At 71.9% G+C, this 14,408-nt stretch carries 16 protein-coding genes; 3 read left to right on the top strand and 13 right to left on the bottom strand.

Annotation, left to right across the window (positions count from 1 at the left end):
• Nucleotides 1–317 precede the first annotated feature (317 nt).
• Together BN1056_RS02225 and BN1056_RS02220 are read left to right on the top strand one after the other, a co-directional pair.
• Nucleotides 318–764: a hypothetical protein gene (locus BN1056_RS02225; RefSeq protein ID WP_210578701.1), complete on the top strand. Its 447-nt coding sequence runs from the start codon at nt 318–320 to the stop codon at nt 762–764.
• A complete protein-coding gene (locus BN1056_RS02220; RefSeq protein ID WP_073330740.1) occupies nt 757–1,074 on the top strand; it encodes a transcriptional regulator in 318 nt (105 codons plus the stop codon). Before BN1056_RS02225 ends, BN1056_RS02220 begins: the two co-directional genes overlap by 8 nt.
• An 81-nt stretch (nt 1,075–1,155) precedes the next feature.
• Here the strand turns inward: BN1056_RS02220 and BN1056_RS02215 are convergent, their stop codons facing one another.
• The 5 genes from BN1056_RS02215 to clpS are packed head-to-tail and all read right to left on the bottom strand — an operon-like array spanning nt 1,156 to nt 4,433.
• Nucleotides 1,156–1,683 carry a DUF3054 domain-containing protein gene (locus tag BN1056_RS02215; RefSeq protein WP_244671453.1) on the bottom strand — a complete coding sequence of 176 codons (528 nt, stop codon included), beginning with the start codon at nt 1,681–1,683 and terminating at the stop codon, nt 1,156–1,158.
• A 3-nt stretch (nt 1,684–1,686) separates the two neighbouring features.
• On the bottom strand, nt 1,687–2,487 hold the full coding sequence (locus tag BN1056_RS02210) for an MBL fold metallo-hydrolase (RefSeq protein ID WP_073330743.1): 801 nt from the start codon (nt 2,485–2,487) through the stop codon (nt 1,687–1,689).
• Nucleotides 2,484–3,389, bottom strand: a complete 906-nt coding sequence (gene murI, locus BN1056_RS02205; RefSeq protein ID WP_244671459.1) for a glutamate racemase — start codon at nt 3,387–3,389, stop codon at nt 2,484–2,486. The genes BN1056_RS02210 and murI overlap by 4 nt, the downstream gene beginning before the upstream one ends.
• 31 nt (nt 3,390–3,420) lie before the next feature.
• Entirely contained in the window at nt 3,421–4,077 is a 657-nt protein-coding gene (locus BN1056_RS02200; protein WP_210578698.1) for a DUF2017 family protein, read from the bottom strand.
• Entirely contained in the window at nt 4,077–4,433 is a 357-nt protein-coding gene (clpS, locus tag BN1056_RS02195) for an ATP-dependent Clp protease adapter ClpS (protein ID WP_210578695.1), read from the bottom strand. Before clpS ends, BN1056_RS02200 begins: the two co-directional genes overlap by 1 nt.
• Nucleotides 4,434–4,509: 76 nt before the next feature.
• Between clpS and BN1056_RS02190 the strand changes: the two genes are divergently transcribed.
• Nucleotides 4,510–5,904: a nicotinate phosphoribosyltransferase gene (locus tag BN1056_RS02190; protein ID WP_210578693.1), complete on the top strand. Its 1,395-nt coding sequence runs from the start codon at nt 4,510–4,512 to the stop codon at nt 5,902–5,904.
• Nucleotides 5,905–6,005: 101 nt separating this feature from the next.
• On the opposite strand, the gene BN1056_RS02185 is transcribed toward BN1056_RS02190, so the two are convergent.
• The 8 genes from BN1056_RS02185 to BN1056_RS02150 all read right to left on the bottom strand — a co-directional run bounded on the left by BN1056_RS02185 (nt 6,006) and on the right by BN1056_RS02150 (nt 14,407).
• Nucleotides 6,006–7,823 (bottom strand): DEAD/DEAH box helicase, encoded by a 1,818-nt coding sequence (locus BN1056_RS02185; RefSeq protein ID WP_210578691.1) that lies wholly within the window; start codon nt 7,821–7,823, stop codon nt 6,006–6,008.
• On the bottom strand, nt 7,820–8,194 hold the full coding sequence (locus BN1056_RS02180; protein WP_210578689.1) for a DUF3039 domain-containing protein: 375 nt from the start codon (nt 8,192–8,194) through the stop codon (nt 7,820–7,822). Before BN1056_RS02180 ends, BN1056_RS02185 begins: the two co-directional genes overlap by 4 nt.
• A 217-nt stretch (nt 8,195–8,411) precedes the next feature.
• The gene (gene nagB / locus BN1056_RS02175; RefSeq protein ID WP_073330759.1) at nt 8,412–9,149 is read right to left on the bottom strand and encodes a glucosamine-6-phosphate deaminase; all 738 of its coding nucleotides are present in this window, start codon (nt 9,147–9,149) and stop codon (nt 8,412–8,414) included.
• 264 nt (nt 9,150–9,413) lie between these two features.
• On the bottom strand, nt 9,414–11,138 hold the full coding sequence (locus BN1056_RS02170) for a transporter (protein ID WP_210578686.1): 1,725 nt from the start codon (nt 11,136–11,138) through the stop codon (nt 9,414–9,416).
• Nucleotides 11,114–11,926, bottom strand: a complete 813-nt coding sequence (locus tag BN1056_RS02165) for an ABC transporter ATP-binding protein (RefSeq protein ID WP_210578684.1) — start codon at nt 11,924–11,926, stop codon at nt 11,114–11,116. The genes BN1056_RS02170 and BN1056_RS02165 overlap by 25 nt, the downstream gene beginning before the upstream one ends.
• A 236-nt stretch (nt 11,927–12,162) precedes the next feature.
• Complete coding sequence (locus tag BN1056_RS02160) at nt 12,163–12,447, bottom strand: HU family DNA-binding protein (RefSeq protein ID WP_073330768.1); 285 nt, start codon at nt 12,445–12,447, stop codon at nt 12,163–12,165.
• Nucleotides 12,448–12,644: 197 nt separating this feature from the next.
• Nucleotides 12,645–13,334 (bottom strand): N-acetylmannosamine-6-phosphate 2-epimerase, encoded by a 690-nt coding sequence (locus BN1056_RS02155; RefSeq protein ID WP_210578682.1) that lies wholly within the window; start codon nt 13,332–13,334, stop codon nt 12,645–12,647.
• A 41-nt stretch (nt 13,335–13,375) separates the two neighbouring features.
• Nucleotides 13,376–14,407 (bottom strand): ROK family protein, encoded by a 1,032-nt coding sequence (locus BN1056_RS02150; protein WP_210578680.1) that lies wholly within the window; start codon nt 14,405–14,407, stop codon nt 13,376–13,378.
• Nucleotide 14,408: the final 1 nt, after the last annotated feature.

The raw sequence follows: 14,408 nt of genomic DNA, 5'->3' as shown, positions 1-14,408 counted from the left end.
GTACACCTACCCCACGAACCGTCACCGGATGTGCCGAACCGTCGACCAGAGCGTACGAACCGTCACGCAAGCACCCGAACCGTCGACCCGAGCAGACGGACTGTCACTCCCAATCCACCGGGATTCATCGTGCCCACGCCCCGCCCGCACGTCACGCCCGCAGGGATGCCGGGACCGGCCCCGCCGGACGGGTGATCGTCGCCTAGCGCGCCACCCCGCCCTCAAACCGGAAACGCCACTCAACCAACAGCACAACATCCCTTGCTTTCCGAGATGGAAAACATAATACTTTCCATATTGGAAAGTGAGGTGTAGTCGTGTCCTCATCCCCATCGTCAGCCATGTCCCCCAACGAGGCGCGCAGCCGCCTGCGCGACGTCGCCGCAACCGAGCGCGCGGCCGCGCAATGGCATCCCGCCACCTGGGCGGTCGCGCTATTCGCCATCGCCTTCGGCACCACGCTCGGCGCCCTACTCACCGAGCACTACTGGGTGCTGCTCGGCGGTCTCGCCGCACTCGTGCTCATACATGTACTGCTGCGGAACCAACTCTTCCGCCCCGGGGTCCGCACCCGAGACGATCTGATCGGCACCGACCGGCAGTGGTGGAAGCGGAACAGCCTGACCGCGTGGGTTCTGGTTGTAGGCGCCGTCATACGGGGGGCGTCCATACATCCGGTGCTGATCGGCCCGCTCGTGCTGCTCGCTACCGCTCACGCCTGGTACTGCGCCGCCGTGGTCTGGCCGGAGGGCAGTCGTGCTTGATCCCGTGATTCACCCGCTGAGTCGCCTGCGGATCTGCGCGACACTCAAGTCCGTCGGGGCCGTGAACGACGGCGCCCTGGTGTGGACCGGTACCGAAATGAAGTTCTCCGCGCTGCGTGACGCGGTTGGTCTGTCCGATGCCAGTCTGTCCAAGCAGCTCAAGGCGCTGGAGGAGGCGGACTACATCCGCCGCCACCGCGACTACGGCGTGGTCCGTTCCATGGACGTCGTCTGGGTGTCGCTCACCCCGCGCGGTCTGAAGGCATTCGAGGATCACGTCGCCGCGCTGCGAGAGATCGCCGGGGATTGACACCGGTTACTTCAACCGACCTCAGCACGTAAGATCAACCGACCTCAGCACGTAAGATCAACCGACCTCGGCACGTAAGATCTACCGATCTCGGCGGGCTTGGGCGTCCAGGCGCCGCTGCACGCCCTTGGGGACCAACGAGTCGTGCGCCTTGACGTAGCCGTACAGGCAGCGCCAGCCGCCGCAGAAAACCACTAGGAATGCGGCCAGCATCACTGCGAACGACGCCACCCCACCGGCTCCGGGAATTGCGCCGACAGCAGCACCCCAGGCATACAGGCCCGTCCAGGCCGCCCAGGTCAGCGCAATGACCCAGCCGCCGTCCGGCCAGCCCACCTCCAGGTGGTCGCCGGGACGGCGCACCAGCCACGTGACCGCCCAGGCGACGACGACGGCCGCCGCGCCGCGAACGAGCAGTCCGGGCACCTGAGCCAGGTCATGCGCCGACGCGGCGGCGAAGCAGGCGATCAGTGCAACCGAAATCGTGTCGGCCAGCACCACCAGCCACCAGCGGGTGCGGCGCCCGCGCGTCCAGGGCCGATCCGGCCCGTCGGGCACCGGCGGCGTGTAGCTGATACGACGGGGCTCGTCTCGCGGCGATTCCTGCACGGCTCAGAGCTCCCAGCAGGCGCCGGGAGTGGCGGCCGCCAGCGGGCCGTCGTAGACGGCGGCGGCCTCGGCCACCGGATCGTCCGGGTCGGTCCAGGGCTGGATGTGGGTGAGCACGAGCCGACCGGCAGGACGGCGACCGCCCCGCCCCGAGGTGCCCGCGGCAAGCTCCCCGGCGCGCCGGCCGGTCAGGTGAATGCCGCGCACGGCGTCGCGTCCCTCCAGGAAGGCGGCCTCGGACAGCAGCAGGTCGACGCCGTCGGCCATGGCCTCAATGCCCTCGCACAGGTCGGTGTCGCCGGTGAAGGCCAGGGTGACGGGGTTGCCGTCGCGCCCGGGTCCCTCCACCCGGTAGCCGAAGGCGTCCACCGGGTGCAGTGCCGGGAACGGGGTGATGGTCAGCGGGCCGACCTGCACGCCCTGCCCCGCCGAGACGGTGCGGAAGGAGAACTCGGTGGCATAGGTCTCCTGCGCGGGCGTGCCGTCGACGCCGTTCAGGCGCGGCAGCAGCTCTCCCGGGCCGAGCGTGAGCACCGGGTCCAGGCGGCCGGCGGGGTTCCAGCGGCGGAACACGTGCATGCCCACCAGGTCAACCATGTGGTCGGCGTGGCAGTGGGAGATGGCAATGGCGTCCAACTCGGCCGGGTCCAGATAGCGCAGCAACTGGCCCATGGCGCCGGGTCCGAGGTCGAGCACGACCGACCAGGTGCGCCCGGCGGCGTCGTCGGCCTGCACCAGGTAGGAGGAGGCGACGGCGTTGGGACCGGACATGGAACCGGTACAGCCGATGATGGTTAGCTTCATGCGGGATCCTCGCTCGAATTGGGGACAAGGGCGGGGTCTGGTGGGGCGACGGCGGGGGCCGACTCGCCGGCGTGGGCGAGCGGAACTTCGGGTCCCGGGGCGATGGCGGTCGGGGTCGGCTCGACGCGGCGGACGCGTCCGACCTCGGGGCCGAGGAAGCGGCGGGCCAGCACCGCGAAGGAGTCCGGGTCGCCCGTGGCGCGGAACTCGTGGCGGGGGGCGGGGGCATCGGGGTCGCGCAGCAGGTCGCGGCGGGCGAGCTCGCGGTAGACGTCCTTGGCGGTCTCCTGGCTGGAGGTCACCAGGGTGACGTCCTCCCCCATGACGTAGGAGATGGGACCGGCCAGCAGCGGGTAGTGGGTGCAGCCCAGGATGAGGGTGTCGACGTCCGCCGCCTTGACGGGGGCTAGGTACTCCTCGGCCGTGGCCATGACCTCCGGGCCCGTGGTGATGCCGCGCTCGGCCAGCTCCACAAATCGCGGACACGCCTGGGAGAACAGGTGCACGCCGGGAACGGCGGCCAAGGCGTCGGCGTAGGCGTTGGAGTCGACGGTGCCCTGGGTGGCGATCAGGCCGACGCGTCCGTTGCGGGTAACGCGGGCGGCGGCGCGCGCGGCCGGGTGAATGACCTCCACCACGGGCACGCCCTTGTCGCGGGTGTAGCGGCTGCGGGCGTCATGCAGGACGGCGGCGGAGGCGGTGTTGCAGGCGATCACCAGCATCTTCACGCCGGAGTCGACCAGCTCGTCCATGATGCTCAGGGCCAGGCGGCGCACCTCCTGCACCGGGCGCGGCCCGTAGGGGGTGTTGGCGGTGTCACCGATGTAGAGCACCTGTTCGCCGGGCAGCTGGTCGATAACCGCGCGGGCCACGGTCAGGCCGCCGACGCCGGAGTCGAACATCCCGATGGCCGCATCATTCACAGCGCCGAGACTATGCGGCTCCATCGTCGTTCAATAGCACGGCCACCAGTGATTCCTGCCACCAGGAGAGCATGTCGTAGGACAGCGCCATGGCCCGGTTCCAGCGCTGCCGCTCCCCCTCGCCGGCGGGCGTCTCCTCCCAGGCGAGGGCGTGCACCTGTTCGGCCGCGTCGGCGGAGTCGATGTCCAGCCGCTCGGCGAGCACCAGGCGGGCGTCGTTGAGGGCGCCGAGCCAGCGGCCCTCCTGCCCGGCACGCACCAGCACCGCCCCACCGGGACCGGTGGGAGCGAGCAGCTCGTGCACCACGTCCTCCATGCGGGAGCGCTTGTCGTCCCGCAGCTGGGAGCGGGTCAGGGCGGCCACCTCGACGGCGACGTCCGGGTCCTCGGAGGCGTCCGGCAGGAGCACGTCCAGTAGCGGAGCCAGGGAGGCGGGAACCGAGCTCGGCGTCCCGGCGTCGGCCGGCTCGGGCTCGAAGTCGAGGGCGGCGAGCACATTGCCGTCCCGCGAGCTCTCGCCCGGACGCGGGGCGGGGTGCTCCACGGCGGCGGGGGCGTCGGCGCCGAGCAGGTCGGCGATCTGCTTGAACAGTCCGGCCAGGTACTCGCGCTCCCACGGTTCCAGGGCGCTGGCCCAGCCCTCGACCTCGGGGTGGAAGGCGCGCATCAGGCGCCACCTCCGTACGGGCCGCCACCGCCCGGGTCGGCGTCGTCGTCGGCCAGGGGCTCGATGGTGGCGTGCAGGCCGTAGGAGTGCATGGCGGTGACGTCCACCTCCATGCGTTCGCGGGCGCCGCGGGAGACGACGGCGCGGCCGGTGGTGTGCACCTGCAGCATGCGGCTACGGGCGAGCGGGATCGGGAAGCCGAAGTAGGTGTGAAACACCCAGGTGACGTAGTCCATCGTGTTGACGGGGTCGTCGTGCACCACCGTGCACCACAGGCGCTGGGCGGCGGTGTGGGCGTCAGACAGCGTCTGCGCCTCGGGGGCGGAGGCGGCATCGACGGGCACTGCAGGCTGCATGTTTCCAGCGTAGTCGCGGTCGGATGCGTCGACCGGCCGGTTCCGCCTTGCGCCCGCCTGCGGTAGGTTGGCTGTCATGACAGCCAACCTACGGGACGTCCCCGCCCCGGCAACTTCCAGCACCGCGCTGCTCACGGACATGTACGAGCTGACCATGCTGCAGGCCGCGCTGCACGCGGGCGTGGCCGAGCGGGCCAGTGTCTTCGAGCTGTTCGGCCGCACCCTGCCCGCCTCGCGCCGCTTCGGCGTGGTCGCCGGCGTCGGCCGACTCCTGGACGCCGTTGAGCGTTTCACCTTCACCGACGCCCAGATCGATTACCTGCACGCCGCCGGCATTGTCGACGACGACACCATCGACTACCTGCGCTCCTACCGGTTCTCCGGGACGATCCGCGGCTACGCGGAGGGCGAGTGCTACTTCTCCGGCTCCCCGCTGCTGACGGTGGAGGGCAGCTTCGCCGAGGCCTGCATCCTGGAGACGCTGGCCCTGTCCATCTACAACTACGACTGCGCCGTGGCCGCAGCGGCCTCCCGCATGACGATCGCCGCCCACGGCCGCCCCTGCGTGGAGTTCGGGGCGCGCCGGGCGCACGAGCGCGCCGCCGTGTCCGCGGCGCGGGCGGCAATAGTCGGCGGATTCGTGGGCACCAGCGACCTGGAGGCCGGCATGCGCTACGGCATCCCCACGGTCGGCACCTCCGCCCACTCCTTCACCCTGCTGCACGACACCGAGGAGGAGGCCTTCGCCTCCCAGGTGGCAAGCCTCGGTCCGGGCACCACCATCCTGGTGGACACCTACGACATCGAGCGCGGCGTCGCCCGCGCGGTGGCGGCGGCCCGGGCCGGCGGTGGCGAGCTCGGCGCGGTGCGCCTGGACTCCGGCGACCTGGTGGCCGAGGCCTTCAAGGTGCGCGCCCAGTTGGACGCGCTGGGGGCTACGACGACGAAGATCACCGTCACCAACGACCTGGACGAGTACGCGATCGCCGCCCTGGGGGCCGCGCCGGTGGACTCCTACGGTGTGGGCACCAAGCTGGTCACCGGCTCGGGACGGCCGACGGCGGCCCTGGTGTACAAGCTCGTCGAGCGCGCCGACTCCACCGGGCAGATGCAGGAGGTTGCCAAGTTCTCCACGGGCGGCAAGTCGACCGTGGGGGGCCGCAAGTGGGCCGGCCGGGTGCTCGACGCCGCCGGCTCGGCCACCGAGGAACTGGTCATCTCGGCGCGCTCCGAGGTCGCCGGGCTGGCCGCCCTGGAGCAGGCCGGGGCCCGGCCGCTGCAGGTGGATCTGGTGCGCGACGGCGTGATCGTGGAGGAGCACCGCGGCCCGGATGCGCTGGCGGCGGCCGCCGAACGCCACCAGGTGGCACGCGCCGAGCTGCCCTACGACGGCTGGCGGCTGAGCGAGGGCGACCCGGCGATCCCGACCCGCCACGTGGACATCGACCAGCGGCAGCCGCTGCGCGGCTGACCCGGATCCGCAGCCGACGGCTCGACCGGTCTGGCGCCGTCGCCGCGCGCCCCACGGCGCACACGCGGCGGCGTCGGTCCCGGGCCGCCGGCTAATGGTTTTCAGCGCCGCCCGACGAACCAGCGGCGCAGCGTCTCGATGCGCTTGTTGATCTGCTCGGTGGTGGCCTGGGCCACCTCCGGGCCGCCGCATACGCGCCGCAGCTCGGTGTGAATCACCCCGTGGGGTTGCCCGGAGCGGCGCGCCCAGGCGCCCACCAGCTTGGACAGCTCCTTGCGGGCGGCGGCGCGCTGGCGGGCGTCGTCGACCCCGGAGTTGGCACGGCGCTGCTGCTCGGCCGCATGCTGCCGCTTCTGCTGTTTGATCTGCTGGCTCTGCCGCTGGCGCAGCAGGGCGGTGACCTGCTCGGGCTCCAGCAGGCCGGGCAGGCCCAGGTACTCCTGCTCCTCGGGGCTGCCCACCATGGCGCCGGTGCCGAACTCGCCGCCGTCGAACAGGACCCGGTCGAACTCGGCGGTGGAATCCATCGCCTCGAACCCGCCCAGCAGGTCGTCCGAGGCGTTCTCGGTGCGGTTGGCCTCAGCGATCAGCCGATCCTCCGGGGAGCCGAACCGGGAGTCCTCCCCCGCACCCCGCTTGCCGAGCACGTGATCGCGGGCGGTCTCCATCTCTCCGGCCAGCGACAGCAGCGGAGTGACCGAGGGCAGGAAGACGCTGGCTGTCTCCCCCTTGGCGCGTGAGCGCACAAACCGGCCAACCGCCTGGGCGAAGAACAGCGGGGTGGAGGCGGAGGTGGCGTACACGCCCACGGCCAGCCGGGGCACGTCCACTCCTTCGGAGACCATGCGCACCGCCACCAGCCAGCGGTCGTTGGAGGCGGCGAAGGTCTCGATGCGGCTGGAGGCGCCGGAGTCGTCCGACAGGGCGATGGTGGGCGCCTGCCCGGTGATGGTGCGCAGCTGCTTCGCGTAGGCGCGGGCGGAGTTCTGATCGGAGGCGATCACCAGGCCGCCGGCGTCTGGTACCTGTCGGCGTACCTCGGTGAGCCGCTGGTCGGCGGCGGCAAGCACGGCGGGAATCCACTCCCCGCCCGGGTCCAGGGCGGTGCGCCAGGCCTGCGCCTCCATGTCCTTGGTCAGCGGCTCACCCAGCCTGGCGGCCACCTCGTCGCCGGCGCGGGTGCGCCAGTGCATCTGCCCGGAGTAGCTCATGAACATCACCGGCCGCACCACGCCGTCGGCCAGAGCCTCGGCGTAACCGTAGGAGTAGTCGGCCCGGGAACGCTTGATGCCCCCGGCCTCCTCGGTGTAGGTGACGAACGGGATCGGCGACTCGTCGGAGCGGAAGGGCGTGCCGGTCAGGGACAGGCGGCGGCGGGCGGGGGTGAAGGCCTCGCGGATGGCATCGCCCCAGCTGCGGGCGTCGCCGCCGTGGTGGATCTCATCGAGGATCACCAGGGTGCGGGTGCGGTCGGTGCGGGCGCGGTGCAGGTTGGGGTTGGCGGCGACCTGTGCGTAGGTGACGGCGACGCCGTCGAACTGGGCCCCGAGCGCGCCCTGGGAGTTGGCGTAGGAGGGGTCGATGCGAATACCCACCCGGGCGGCGGCCTCCGCCCACTGATACTTCAGGTGCTCGGTGGGGCACACGACGGTCACCTTGTGCACGTCGCCGGCGGTGAGCAGTTCGGTGGCGATGCGCAGCGCGAAGGTGGTCTTGCCGGCGCCGGGGGTGGCGACCGCAAGGAAGTCGCGCGGCATCGCCTCCAGGTACTGCTTGAGGGCGGCGGCCTGCCAGGCGCGCAGCGGCCGCGTGGTGCCCCAGGCGGCGCGCTGCGGGTAGGCCGGGGAGAGGTTCTCCGCGGCGAAGATGGAGGGCTGGGTCGGATGGTGCTGGGACTTGGAACGGGGTGCGGGACTCACCGACCGCCTCGTCCGAACGGGAAACGCGGGCGCTTGGGGCCGGAGCCGCCCTGGTCGCCGCCGGGGCGCATCTGCTCGTAGATCTCCTTGCAGGTGGGGCACACCGGGTACTTCGACGGGTCGCGGCCGGGGGTCCACACCTTCCCGCACAGGGCGACGACGGGGCGGCCGGTGGCGGCCGCGGCGGCAATCTTGTCCTTGCGCACGTAGTGGGCGAAGCGGTCTGCGTCGCCGTCGTCTGTGGACTTCAGCTCCTCGCGTTCGAGGACGGCGGTGCCGGCGGACTGTGCGGGCTCGCCGGCCGGGGTGCCGGGGGAGCCGGGGCCGGCGGGGTCGGTGCTGGCCTGGAGCCAGGCGGTGAGCTGACGCATGGGCCCTAGTGTATGCCGCCGTGCAGGTGCGGCCGCGGGCCGCGGCTGTGGCGGCTCTCTCCTTCGAGACCGGCCCGGACCGCGGCGATTCTGCGCCGGCAGGAGGCACGGAAGGGACGAGCGCGGGTGCGGCCGCGGCAGCGGAGGCGCAGCCTGGACCAGCGGAGGCGGCACCCGCCGGACGGATGCCGCCTCCTACAGGTCGGTGCTGCTTGGGTCAGTGCTGCTTGAGCAGGCCGGCGGCGGCGTGGTCGACGAGTACCAGCGCGTCGGGGTGGTTCTGCATGACGGTGGCCGGCCAGTCGGGGGTGATCTCGCCCTCGACCAGGTGGGCGATGGCCTCGGCCTTGTTGGCACCGGTGGCGATCAGTACCAGCTTGCGGGCCTTCATGATGGTGCCGAGTCCCTGGGTCAGGCAGTGGGTGGGGACGGCGTCGATGTCGCCATCGAAGAAGCGGGCGTTGTCCGAGCGGGTCTGCTCGGTGAGCACGTCGACGTGGGTGGCGGAGTCCAGCGGTCCGCCGGGCTCGTTGAAGCCGATGTGTCCGTCGGCGCCGATGCCCAGGATTTGCAGGTCGCAGTAGCCGGCGGCCGCCATCTGTGCCTCGTAGTCGGCGCAGGCCTGCTCCAGGTCGTCCGCGAGCGCGTCGGGGCCATGCAGGGCGCCGGGGGCCATGTCCACCCGCGAGCGCAGGTTGCGCTCCATGAAGGTGGCGTAGCGCTCGGGGTGTCCCTCGGGCAGGCCGACGTACTCGTCGAGCATGAAGCCGGTGACGTCCTTGAAGGAGATGCGGCCTTCCGCGCAGCGGCGGGTGAGCTCGTCGTACAGGGGCAGGGGGCTGGAGCCGGTGGCGGTGCCGAGGACGGCGTTCGGCTTGTCCTTGAGCAGGGATTCGATGACGTCGGCGGCGCGGGAGGCGATCTCTTCGGCCGTGTCGAGGATGACGAGCTCCATATTGCTTCCTTAGGGTTTTGCTTCCGGCGGCGGACCTAGCGACCTCATCCGTGAGGCCGACGGGCGGCGAGCCCGTGTCGCGCGTCAATGCTACGGCGTGAAGAAGCGGCTTGCGGGAAGGCGAGCCTCTGAGGTTGGAACACAATGCCGGCGCGAGACCACGTGTCCTACCGACGTCTCCCACGCACGTCTCTGCCACACGTACGACTTCCCGCCACACGTACGCGTTTTGGAGCTTTCCCCGCGTTTAGCCCGCGGCGACTGTCAGACCGCATCGTGGCCGGGCCAGGAGCGGATGGTGGCGAGCACGTGCGCGTAGCGCTGGTCCAGCAGACGACCGCCCAGCACCGCTCCGTACCACGCGGCTCCCCCGCCCCACAGCGCCCCGCCGACCAGCAGCAACCAGCCCCAGCGCCAGGCCTCCTGCATCACCACGACGATCAGCGGCACCAGGACCGGCAGGCAGACGACACCGATCACCAGTACTCCCAGCAGCTGCAGCAACGCCACAATGAAGACGGTGCCGGAGGTGCGCGACTTCATAGGGCTCTCCCCCGGCGGGTTCGTCTCATAGGGCAGCAGCACGCTGGTCAGGCTCGACCAGGCCAGGGCGACGCCGTACACGCCCAGACCCGCCCCCAGGTAGCCGGGCGCCTCGCGCCAGTTACCGGTGAGCCAGCCGCTCACCAATATGAGGGTGACGAGCAGGGGCAGCTGCCACATGGCCGCCGCGAGCTCCCTGCCCAGCCTGTCGCAGCGGCCGGGTAGCCCGGCAGCCGCATGGGTCCACAGGGCCGTCGAGTCGAAGGCCAGGTCATCGTGAATCATCCACCCGCACAGCAGCGCGATGACCGGCCCGACGACGAATAGCACACCCGGCGCCTGCCCCGGGGAGAAGTCGACGCCGGTGAGCGTTATGGAGGTCTCCTCGGCGGTGGAGCTCATGACGGTGGAATAGTTGGTGGCGGCCATCCCGGTGAACACCACGACGAGTAGGAGGGTGGTTGCCACCTGTACCAGGTAACGCGGGTCCGAGCGCCAGTAGCGCAGGCAGCGGGCGGCCACGGCCGCCGTCGGCCCGGAGCTGGCCCGCTCGAGTCGGCGCTGCCAGGGCAGCACGTCGAGTCCTTCGGCGCCGTCGCCGGCCTCCTCGATCCCACGCGCATGGTAGGCGTGTGAGCGCGTCCGCGTTTGCGCGGGCCCCGTCATGGCCCGTACCACGACCCGGTGCCAGATCGGGGCCAGGGGCAGCGGCAGCGCCAGGGCGCCCACGGTCAGCACCGCCGCCGTCGCCACGCGCCCTTGAGCGAGGTAGCCGGGGGCCGCAAGGGCCCAGCCGAAGGGCGTCAGGCCCAACACGCGCGCGATCCTGGCGAGGCCCCCGAACTCCAGTCGCTCCATGTCCAGCAGGCTGTTCATCAGGGAGGGCAGCAGTGCGAGTGCCATGACGGCGAAGAAGCCGACGACGGCGAGCAGGTCCCGGCCGCGCCGGGAGGAGACTCCCGCGCGCACGACGACACTGCGTCCCAGCAGCACGCAGGTCGCCAGGGTGGGAGGGGCGAGCAGCAGCGCGAGGATGGCGGCGCCCGCACTTCCGGCCACCGCCCAGGTCAGGACCGGGATGAGCAGCGCCAACGCGGTGATGATGCCGGGCAGCCCGCAGGCGCCGGCGACCGCCAGCCCCGTGCTCAATGCCCGGGAGGGCGCCGTCCAGGCCGCGATGGCGCGCGGGTCCAGAGTCGCGTCCACCCCCGTGAACAGCAGGGGCACCACCGTCCACCCGATGGTGACCACGGCACCGAGAGCCCCCGCCACCAGGGTGACGGTTGTGGGATCTAGGCGTCCCAGCGCAACGGCTCCTAGCAGCAGCGGCGCCAGCATCCCCAGTGCGCAGGCGGCCCCCAGGAGCAGGCCGACGGTGGCCCAGATGTTGTTGCGCAGCGCATTGAGGGTGATCCGCCACCTCAGTTGGACGAGGGTCGCAACCATGACAACTCCTCCTGCGACACCTGCGCTCCCACGAGCTGGGCGAAGCGGTCCTCCAGGTCGGCGCCTGCGGCCACTTCGGTGGTGGTGCCCGCCGCGACGACGCGGCCCCGATCGATGATCGCCACGTGCGTGCACAGACGCTGCACCGTGGCCATGACGTGGCTGGAGATGACGACGGTGCCGCCGGCGGCGGCGAAGTCGGTGAGGATCTTCTGGATCGTCTTAGCGGAGATGGGGTCGACCGCTTCGAAGGGCTCGTCGAGTACGAGCACGCTGGGCGAGTGCACCAGGGCGCAGGCCAGGTGGACCTTCTTGCGCATGCCAGCGGAGTAGTCGGCCACGAGGGTGGTGCCGGCGTCCCACAGGTCCAGCACGTGCAGCAGTTGCGTGGCACGGGGAACCACGACGTCGCGGGGAATGCCGCGCAGCAGGCCGGAGTAGGTGACCAGTTCCAGGCCGCTCAGGCGGTCGAAGGTGCGCAACCCGTCGGGCAGCACGCCGAGCAGGGCCTTCGCGCGGGCGGGCTCGGCCCATACGTCCACGCCGTGGACCAGGGCGCGTCCGGAATCGGGTAGCAGCAGGCCGGTCGCCATGGACAGCGTGGTGGTCTTGCCCGCCCCGTTGGGGCCGACGATGCCGTAGAGGCTGCCGGCGGGAATGGCCAGGGAGAGCAGGTTGACGGCGATCTTTGGGCCGAAGGCCTTCGCCAGGGAGTCGAGAAACAGGGCGGGGCAGGGGCCGGGGACGGCGGGCCCACCCGGGGGCGGGAGCGGCGACGGGGTGGTCATGACTCGAAGGTATCGGGCTGGCGCAGGCCTCGGCTCATCCGGCAGGAGGAACCCGGTCCCGGACCGTCACAGGGACCGACCTCGGCAGGCAACAAGTGCCGGTCTCGGTGAAGGGAGGGGGGTGGCAGGGAGCGGGCACAACGAAGGCGCGCCGCCCGTGTAGGACGACGCGCCTTATCCGTTGGCTTCCGCGGGCCGCCGTTGGCGGGCCCGCACGCCCCGGTTCCCCTAGGGGGTCACTTGCCGGAGGCGGCCTTCTTCAGGGCCGAGCCGGCGGTCAGCTTCACGCCGTAGCCGGCAGGGATCTGGATCTCCTCGCCGGTGCGGGGGTTGCGACCGGTACGAGCGGCGCGCTCGACGCGCTCGACACCCATCAGGCCCGTGATCTTGACGGCCTCACCCTTGGTGACGTTCTCAACGAGGACGTCCTGGAAGGCGCCGAGGAAGGCGTCGGCGTCGGTCTTGGTCAGGCCGGCCTTCTCAGCGATGGCGGCAATGAGCTCGGTGCGGTTGATGGACATGTATCTGCCTCTCGGTTGGTGGTTTTGGACGTCTGGGTGACGGTTGGGCACCTTGGAGCGGTGCCGCTGGCCGTAACGCTATGCATAAATGGGGCGATTTGTCAGATACGACGGCGTTTTCCTCGGCGTGGCGTACCGATTTGTGGCCCACAACAAACACTTCGGCCGCACTCGTCACACGCGCCCCAGGGGTCCCGTCACCGGTGGGCGACGGCGTCGACGAACCAGGAGGTGATGGTCGTCGGGTGGGTGATGGCGGTTCCGACGACGACGGCGAAGGCGCCGTGGTCCATGGCGGCTGCCGCCTGGGCGGGGGTGTGCACTCGTCCCTCGACCACCAGCGGCACCTGCGCGATCGCCGTCACCTGGTCCACCAGCTCCAGGTCCGGCCCGGCGGTGGGGGGACGCTCACCGGTGTAGCCGGCCAGGGTGGTGCCCAGGATGTCGGCGCCGGCGTCCTGGGCGGCCCGGGCGTCGTCCAGGCTGCCGCAGTCGGCCATGACCAGCACGCCCGGGCGGGCGGCCTTGAGCGCGGTGATTGTCTGGGCGAGGCTGCGCCCATCCGGGCGTGGACGGCGGGTTCCGTCCAGGGCGACGATCTGCGCGCCGGTGGCGGCCACGGCGATCGCGTGGGTGAGGGTCGGGGTGATGAACACCCCGCCCGCACCGTCCTTCCACAGTCCGATGACGGGCACGTCTACGTGCTGGGTGATCAGGGCCAGGTCGGCCAGGCCCTGGGCGCGGATGCCGACGGCGCCGCCGGCGACGCAGGCCTGGGCGACCTGGTCCATGGTGCGGGGGTCGCGCATGGGCTCGCCGGGATATGCCTGCGCGGAGGCGATCAGTCCGCCGCGCAGGCGCTCGAGTACGGGGTCAAGGGTGGTCATGGTGCCTCCTGATTCGCGCAGGTGTTTTGAGGTGGGCGGGCTCAGCGGACGTCCGCCAGGCGTTGGGCGGCCTGGTGGGCGGCACCGACGATGGGCGCCGTCGTGCCCAGGGCGGCGGGCAGCAGCTGCAGCTCCGTGGCGACCGGCTCGACCAGTTCGCGACGCACGGTCTCGCGCAGCGGGTCCCACCACAGCGGCCCGGAGCGGGCCAGACCGCCGGAGATGATGACCCGGTCGGGGTCCAGAACGGTGACGACGCCGGCGATGGCCTGCCCCAGGGCGGTGGCGGCCTCGCGGTACAGGCGGCGGGCGTCGGGGTCACCGGCGCGGGCCAGGCGCTCCACGGCGAGCGCGCCGGTTACGTCCTGGGCGCCGGTGGCCTCGCAGAAGCGGCGGGCGATCTGCGGGCCGGCGGCGACGGCCTCGAGGTGGCCGGGGCGCCCACAGCTGCACCGCTCCCCCGCCGCCAGGGCGCTGGGCATATGCCCCAGCTCCCCGGCCAGGCCGTGCGCCCCGTGGTGGACGCGCCCGTCCAGCACCACCGCCCCGCCCACGCCGGTGCCGACGGCGACGACCAGCGCGCAGGCGGCTCCGGCCCCGGCCCCGATCCAGGCCTCGCCGGCGGCGTAGGCGTTGACGTCGTTGTCGACGTGCACCGCGGGCGCCGCGCCGTCCGGACCGTGCAGGCCGGCTGCCTCCAGGCGCGCGGCCACGCCGCCGGCGATGTCGGTGCCCGCCCAGTCGGTGATGGCGTCGGTGGCGGAGATGACCGTGCCGCGCTCGGCGTCGATCACTCCCGCCGAGCCGATGCCGACCGCCGCCACCGGGCCGGGGCGCCGGGACGTCGGCGTGCCCGGGCCGTCGTCGGCGACGGCCACGATGAGGCCGGCGATGGCGTCGAGCATGGCGGCCGGGCCGGCGTGGGCGGGGGTGGGCACCTCCCGCACGCCCCCGCGCAGGGCGCCGTCGGGGGCGACGCGTGCGGCGGCGATCTTGGTGCCGCCCACGTCCACGCCGATCAGGTCCTCCGCGGCCGCGGCCGGGCGGTCGGCCGGGCCGGCGACGGCGGGCATC

This window comes from Actinomyces succiniciruminis (assembly GCF_900002405.1).
In the GTDB taxonomy this organism is placed as follows: Bacteria; Actinomycetota; Actinomycetes; order Actinomycetales; family Actinomycetaceae; genus Actinomyces; species Actinomyces succiniciruminis.
Note: the sequence above shows the minus strand (reverse complement) of the source record. Positions and strands in the feature narration are given on the sequence as shown.

What these genes read in the sequence shown, in the direction of transcription:
- murI (WP_244671459.1), bottom strand. Translation starts at nt 3,389, where the DNA reads ATGTTCGACTCCGGCGTCGGCGGCCTGACCGTGGCCCGCGCGGTTATC.
- BN1056_RS02190 (WP_210578693.1), top strand. Translation starts at nt 4,510, where the DNA reads ATGACAGCCAACCTACGGGACGTCCCCGCCCCGGCAACTTCCAGCACC.
- BN1056_RS02180 (WP_210578689.1), bottom strand. Translation starts at nt 8,194, where the DNA reads ATGCGTCAGCTCACCGCCTGGCTCCAGGCCAGCACCGACCCCGCCGGC.
- clpS (WP_210578695.1), bottom strand. Translation starts at nt 4,433, where the DNA reads ATGCAGCCTGCAGTGCCCGTCGATGCCGCCTCCGCCCCCGAGGCGCAG.
- BN1056_RS02210 (WP_073330743.1), bottom strand. Translation starts at nt 2,487, where the DNA reads ATGAAGCTAACCATCATCGGCTGTACCGGTTCCATGTCCGGTCCCAAC.
- BN1056_RS02200 (WP_210578698.1), bottom strand. Translation starts at nt 4,077, where the DNA reads ATGCGCGCCTTCCACCCCGAGGTCGAGGGCTGGGCCAGCGCCCTGGAA.
- BN1056_RS02170 (WP_210578686.1), bottom strand. Translation starts at nt 11,138, where the DNA reads ATGGTTGCGACCCTCGTCCAACTGAGGTGGCGGATCACCCTCAATGCG.
- BN1056_RS02165 (WP_210578684.1), bottom strand. Translation starts at nt 11,926, where the DNA reads ATGACCACCCCGTCGCCGCTCCCGCCCCCGGGTGGGCCCGCCGTCCCC.
- BN1056_RS02160 (WP_073330768.1), bottom strand. Translation starts at nt 12,447, where the DNA reads ATGTCCATCAACCGCACCGAGCTCATTGCCGCCATCGCTGAGAAGGCC.
- BN1056_RS02150 (WP_210578680.1), bottom strand. Translation starts at nt 14,407, where the DNA reads ATGCCCGCCGTCGCCGGCCCGGCCGACCGCCCGGCCGCGGCCGCGGAG.
- BN1056_RS02155 (WP_210578682.1), bottom strand. Translation starts at nt 13,334, where the DNA reads ATGACCACCCTTGACCCCGTACTCGAGCGCCTGCGCGGCGGACTGATC.
- nagB (WP_073330759.1), bottom strand. Translation starts at nt 9,149, where the DNA reads ATGGAGCTCGTCATCCTCGACACGGCCGAAGAGATCGCCTCCCGCGCC.